The following is a 4632-nucleotide window of genomic DNA, read 5'->3' on the forward strand; positions in this document are numbered from 1 at the left end:
CGCGTACCGCAGCAACTGCCCGTCGCCGGGGACGCGACGTTGCAGGGAGTGCCGTTGCAGGTACTGCATCAGCGTGGGCGAGACCGGCTGCCACCGGAACGTGCCGCCCTTCTCCCGCAGCAGGATCAGGCATTGGTCCACGTCCAGATCCATCGGCCGTAGCGCGAGCGCGCCGCCGCGACGGCACGCGGTTTCGATGTGCAGCCGCACGATCAGCGCGTCCAACTCCGGATCGTTGCCCGTGGTCGCCGCGGTCGCGACCAGTTCGGCGATCCGTTCGTCGGCCAGGGCGCTGCGGGTGCTCGACAACCGGGTGGGCTTGGCGACCTTCATCGCCGGGTTCGCGGCCTCGGTGATGATGCCGTCGGCGACCGCCCGTTTGTACAGGCACCGCAACGCCGAGATCAGATGCTCCGTGGCGCTGCGCCCACCCCTGCTATTGCGGCGCTGCAGCGCGTTCGCTTGAGTCTCGCGGGCCAGGGCTTCGATCTCGGTCGGAGCGATCTCGTCCAGCCGCCGATCCCCCCACTTCGCAACGGCCTTGTTCCAGTAGGTGTCATACATGCGCCGCGAGCCCGGGGGTACCGCGGCGGCCACGATCGGCACGTACTCGGCGAACGTGGGCACCGGCCGGCGGGTTCCGCCGGCAGCTTGCAGCAGGTCGGTCGCGCTGATGCCCATCTGGGTGAGCATCATCCGAGCGGCCTCGAGGACCTCGGGACGAACCGGGGACGCGGTCATCGGGCCCCACCGCCGGTCGCCGTGTCATGCAAGGCTGCGGTCAACGTCGCGAGGGTCGCCGGCGGATGAAGGATCAGCCGCTGCTGGGTGGGTAGGGCGGCGAGCAGGATCCGGTCTCCGGCCTCCAGCAGGCAGGCCCGGCGCACCTCGACCGGCAGCAGCAGGACGCCGTGCTGACCGAGCTCTCGGTGTCCAAGCGAATCGACCGTCGCGACGATCAGACCGTCGCGGACGCTGAACCGGATCCGGTCGCCGGGCGACCACCGCAGGCTCCCCATAGCAGTCCAGGCGGTAATCCGGCCGCCGCAGTCGAGACTGCTCATCCCGAACACCACGTCCCGGCGAGACAGTTCCGGCAGTTGCGGCAACGACAGCGGAGACCGACTCGATTCCCTGCCACGGCGGGGCTTACGACTCCCGCCTTCTCGGTCCTGCTTGGTCAGCCGCGGCAGCAGCGGCGGCAGCGGCGGCAGCGGCACGCTCCTCATCGCACCCACCGCCGATCGATCACACAGTGGATGGCTGGGCGCACGCCTGATGCGGGCGGGTGGTCGGGTGTGGACTGACACGATGGCGTCCAAATTGCAGCGGATGCTACCCGTGGGGGTTCCCCCCTCGGACACCATTTTTGGTGGAATTTCACGTTATGCGTGGAATTCCACCATTTTTGGTTTCCGGGTCATTGTCGATGGCATCTGCCGATCGATAGGTCAGACCTTGCCGTTTACCAGCGGTTTTGCTCCCAATAGCGGCGACCATAGCAGCTATGGACAGGTTCGGGCCTCGAGACGCTCGGGAGGGCGACACCGAGCAGCTGATCAGCGCGTTGATCCCACCCGCCACACGAAGACGCCCACCGTCGGCCACACCGATGCGGCCGCCGCCGCTGCCGGCCCGGCAGCTCCCGGCGGGCGAAAATCCGCAGACATTCCGGCTCGACATGGCCCGCCCGGATACGTCCGGACGGCTGTCGGTGCGATACCTGCTGCGAACTCTGGGGTGGTCACCCGGCGATCGCGTCGATCACACCGTTATCGACGACGCGATCGTCGTCGGCCGCTCGCCCACCGGCCGCGCCATGATCGGCGCCCGCGGGGACCTGATGATCCCCGCGACCGCCCGCGCCCTCGCCGGCATGGACTCCGACAGCCAATTCGTCCTGGTCGCCGCGCCCACGAAGAACACCCTGGTCGTTCATCCGGAGCGCCTCGTCGCCGGCCTGATCGCGGCGCACTACTGGCCACCGGACATCTCCGATGACGCCTGACGACGCCGCGGCCACACCTGCGAACGACACGCCAACAGTGCGGCAGTACCTGCCACGAGTGGTCGCAGCCGCCACACCGGCCAGCACACGCACCTACACCACCTACTGGACGCGGATGGTCGAACTCTGGGGCGACCAGCCAGTGAACAGCATCCGCGCCACCGACGTCGAGGCACTGCAACGCGACTGCGCCGCCCACGCCCGACCGCGAGAACGCAACTACCGCGGCGGCCGGCACGCCGGAGAAAACGCCAACACCGCCGCCCGAGCCTTCTTCCGCCGAGCCGAGGCCGACGGCATCATCCCCGCCGGATCCAGCCCCGCCCACCAAGTACCCAAACCCCGCCGACTTCCCAGCACCCGCCGCGCACTGCTCCCCTGGGAACTGCAAGCCATCACCGAGATCGCCCGGACCACCGGCAACGACGTCGTCCTCGACAGCCTCCTGCTCCGGATCCACACCGAAACCGCCTGCCGCCGCGGCGGCGCCCTCGCCCTACGCCTGGCCGACCTCGACACCGACAACGGCCTCATCCTGCTCCGGGAAAAGGGCGAGACGATGCGATGGCAACCCATCACCCGCACCCTGGCCGGCCGCCTCGCCGACCATGCCCAGATCCGCGGCGCCACCCTCCCCAGCGACCAACTGCTGCGCTACCGCAACGGCCGGCCGATCACCAGCCGCCGCTACGACCACCTCTGGCAACGCATCGGCGAACACCTACCCTGGGTCGCCGCCCAAGGCATCTCCACCCACTGGCTCCGGCACACCACCCTCACCTGGGTCGAACGCAACTTCAGCTACGGCATCGCCCGCGCCTACGCCGGCCACACCGACAACACCGGCCCCGCCACCACCACCTACATCAAAGCCGACATCCACGCCGTCGCCACCGCACTGAGCGCCCTCACCGGCGAACCGCACCCCCTCGCGCTCAGCCCAGAAGAACTCGGCTTCCTCACCTAACCCATCGGCCACGCGTGCTCAAGCCGACGCATCAGCGCAACCCAAACGGGTTACCAGGCATGAAAAACTGCCAAAAGCGTCGAACGGAAACCCTCCGGAAAGCAACAAAGAGCGCTGTAGTGCTGTCACCGGTTTAAACGGTTCAGAACCGCATCAACGGTGTAGCTCGTCAGCGAAGTCTCGCGGCGCATCCGTGAAAATCCCCCGACCAGCGCAGCAACCCGAACGCGCCTGGAAACCCTTCTTCACACGCGCGGGGATCAGCGGCCTGCCGAGCACATAGCGACCAGATAGGACAGTACCGACAGGACACTGGAAGCCGCCCACGCCCGGGTCAGCACGTCCGGCAGGACCTGGTCGCAATACTTGACCATGAGAGCGGGATCCGGAGCGGTCATCATCACGCCTTTGTCGACTAGTGTGTCGCGCCATTAATTCGATGAATTAATGTAGTGTTTGTTCATGGCTGCTCGTGGACGTCCGAAGGCGCCGTTGGTGTTGACCGATGATGAGCGGGAAACGCTGGTGCGGTGGTCGCGTCGGGCGAAGTCGTCGCAGGCCCTCGCGGTACGGTGTCGGATCGTGTTGGGCTGCGCGGAGGATGAGGGTCTGCGGTCGAATCAGGACGTGGCGGTGCAGTTGGGGATCTGGCCGCAGACGGTGACCAAGTGGCGTAAGCGATTCCTTGAACGCCGGTTGGACGGCCTTGATGACGAACAGCGGCCCGGCGCGCCCCGGAAGATCACCGACGAGCAGATCGAGGACGTGATCGTCCAGACCCTGGAAGCCACCCCGGCGAACGCGACGCACTGGTCGCGGGCGTCGATGGCCAAGCAGTCCGGGTTGTCGAAATCGACGGTCGGCCGGGTGTGGAAGGCGTTCAGGCTCCAACCGCACCTGGTCGACACGTTCAAACTCAGCAACGATCCGCAGTTCATCGACAAGGTCCGCGACGTGGTCGGCCTGTACCTGGACCCGCCGGAGAAAGCCCTGGTGCTGGCCGTCGACGAGAAATCGCAGATCCAAGCCCTCGACAGGTCCGCGCCGGTCCTGCCGATGATGCCGGGCATGCCCGAGCGACGCACCCACGACTACGTCCGGCACGGCATCACCACGCTGTTCGCCGCCCTGGACGTGGCCACCGGCACGGTGATCGGCTCGATCCACCGCCGGCACCGGGCGATCGAGTTCAAGAAGTTCCTCACCAAGCTCGACCGCGAAGTACCCGCCGACCTCGACGTGCACCTGATCTGCGACAACTACGGCACCCACAAACACCCCACCGTCCGGCAGTGGCTGACCGCGCATCCCCGCTTCCACATGCACTTCACCCCGACCTACTCCAGCTGGCTCAACCAGGTGGAGCGCTGGTTCGGCCTGCTCACCGACCAGAAGATCCGCCGCGGCGTCCACCGATCGATCCAAGCGCTGGAGAAGGACATCCGCTCCTGGATCGAGCAGTGGAACGCCGACCCCAAGCCGTTCACCTGGACCAAAACCGCCGACGAAATCCTCGAACGCCTCGCCTCATATCTTCAACGAATTCCCGGCGCGGGACACTAGTAGTGCTTTGTCATGATCTTCGCCGGTGTCTGGGTTTCTGTTGCGGGAAGCGGGTTTGGCAGGTGGGGCAGGTGCCGATGAGGCGGGCGAGCGG

5 protein-coding genes are annotated in these 4632 nt (G+C 66.9%); 3 read left to right on the forward strand and 2 right to left on the reverse strand.

Going from position 1 to position 4632, the window contains the following annotated elements; translation table 11 throughout:
• Nucleotides 1-741, reverse strand: a 741-nt coding sequence (locus tag IH26_RS0152045) for a tyrosine-type recombinase/integrase (RefSeq protein WP_030443742.1), incomplete at its 3' end; no start/stop codon positions are given.
• Nucleotides 738-1220: a hypothetical protein gene (locus IH26_RS61030; RefSeq protein WP_157437905.1), complete on the reverse strand. Its 483-nt coding sequence runs from the start codon at nt 1218-1220 to the stop codon at nt 738-740. The genes IH26_RS61030 and IH26_RS0152045, both read right to left, overlap by 4 nt.
• A gap of 287 nt (nt 1221-1507) precedes the next feature.
• Here IH26_RS61030 and IH26_RS0152055 point away from each other — a divergent pair, with 287 nt between their 5' ends.
• The 3 genes from IH26_RS0152055 (at nt 1508) to IH26_RS0152070 (ending at nt 4538) form a co-directional block, all read left to right on the forward strand.
• Nucleotides 1508-2008: a hypothetical protein gene (locus tag IH26_RS0152055; protein WP_157437906.1), complete on the forward strand. Its 501-nt coding sequence runs from the start codon at nt 1508-1510 to the stop codon at nt 2006-2008.
• Entirely contained in the window at nt 1998-2975 is a 978-nt protein-coding gene (locus tag IH26_RS0152060; RefSeq protein ID WP_030443740.1) for a tyrosine-type recombinase/integrase, read from the forward strand. Before IH26_RS0152055 ends, IH26_RS0152060 begins: the two co-directional genes overlap by 11 nt.
• Before the next feature lie 462 nt (nt 2976-3437).
• Complete coding sequence (locus IH26_RS0152070; protein WP_030443741.1) at nt 3438-4538, forward strand: IS630 family transposase; 1101 nt, start codon at nt 3438-3440, stop codon at nt 4536-4538.
• The last annotated feature ends 94 nt before the right edge of the window (nt 4539-4632 follow it).

The organism is Actinoplanes subtropicus, from assembly GCF_000721705.1.
In the GTDB taxonomy this organism is placed as follows: domain Bacteria; phylum Actinomycetota; class Actinomycetes; order Mycobacteriales; family Micromonosporaceae; genus Actinoplanes; species Actinoplanes subtropicus.

Excerpts from the sequence above, each read along its gene's own strand:
- IH26_RS0152055 (WP_157437906.1), top strand. The coding sequence starts at position 1,508 with ATGGACAGGTTCGGGCCTCGAGACGCTCGGGAGGGCGACACCGAGCAG.
- IH26_RS0152060 (WP_030443740.1), top strand. The coding sequence starts at position 1,998 with ATGACGCCTGACGACGCCGCGGCCACACCTGCGAACGACACGCCAACA.
- IH26_RS0152070 (WP_030443741.1), top strand. The coding sequence starts at position 3,438 with ATGGCTGCTCGTGGACGTCCGAAGGCGCCGTTGGTGTTGACCGATGAT.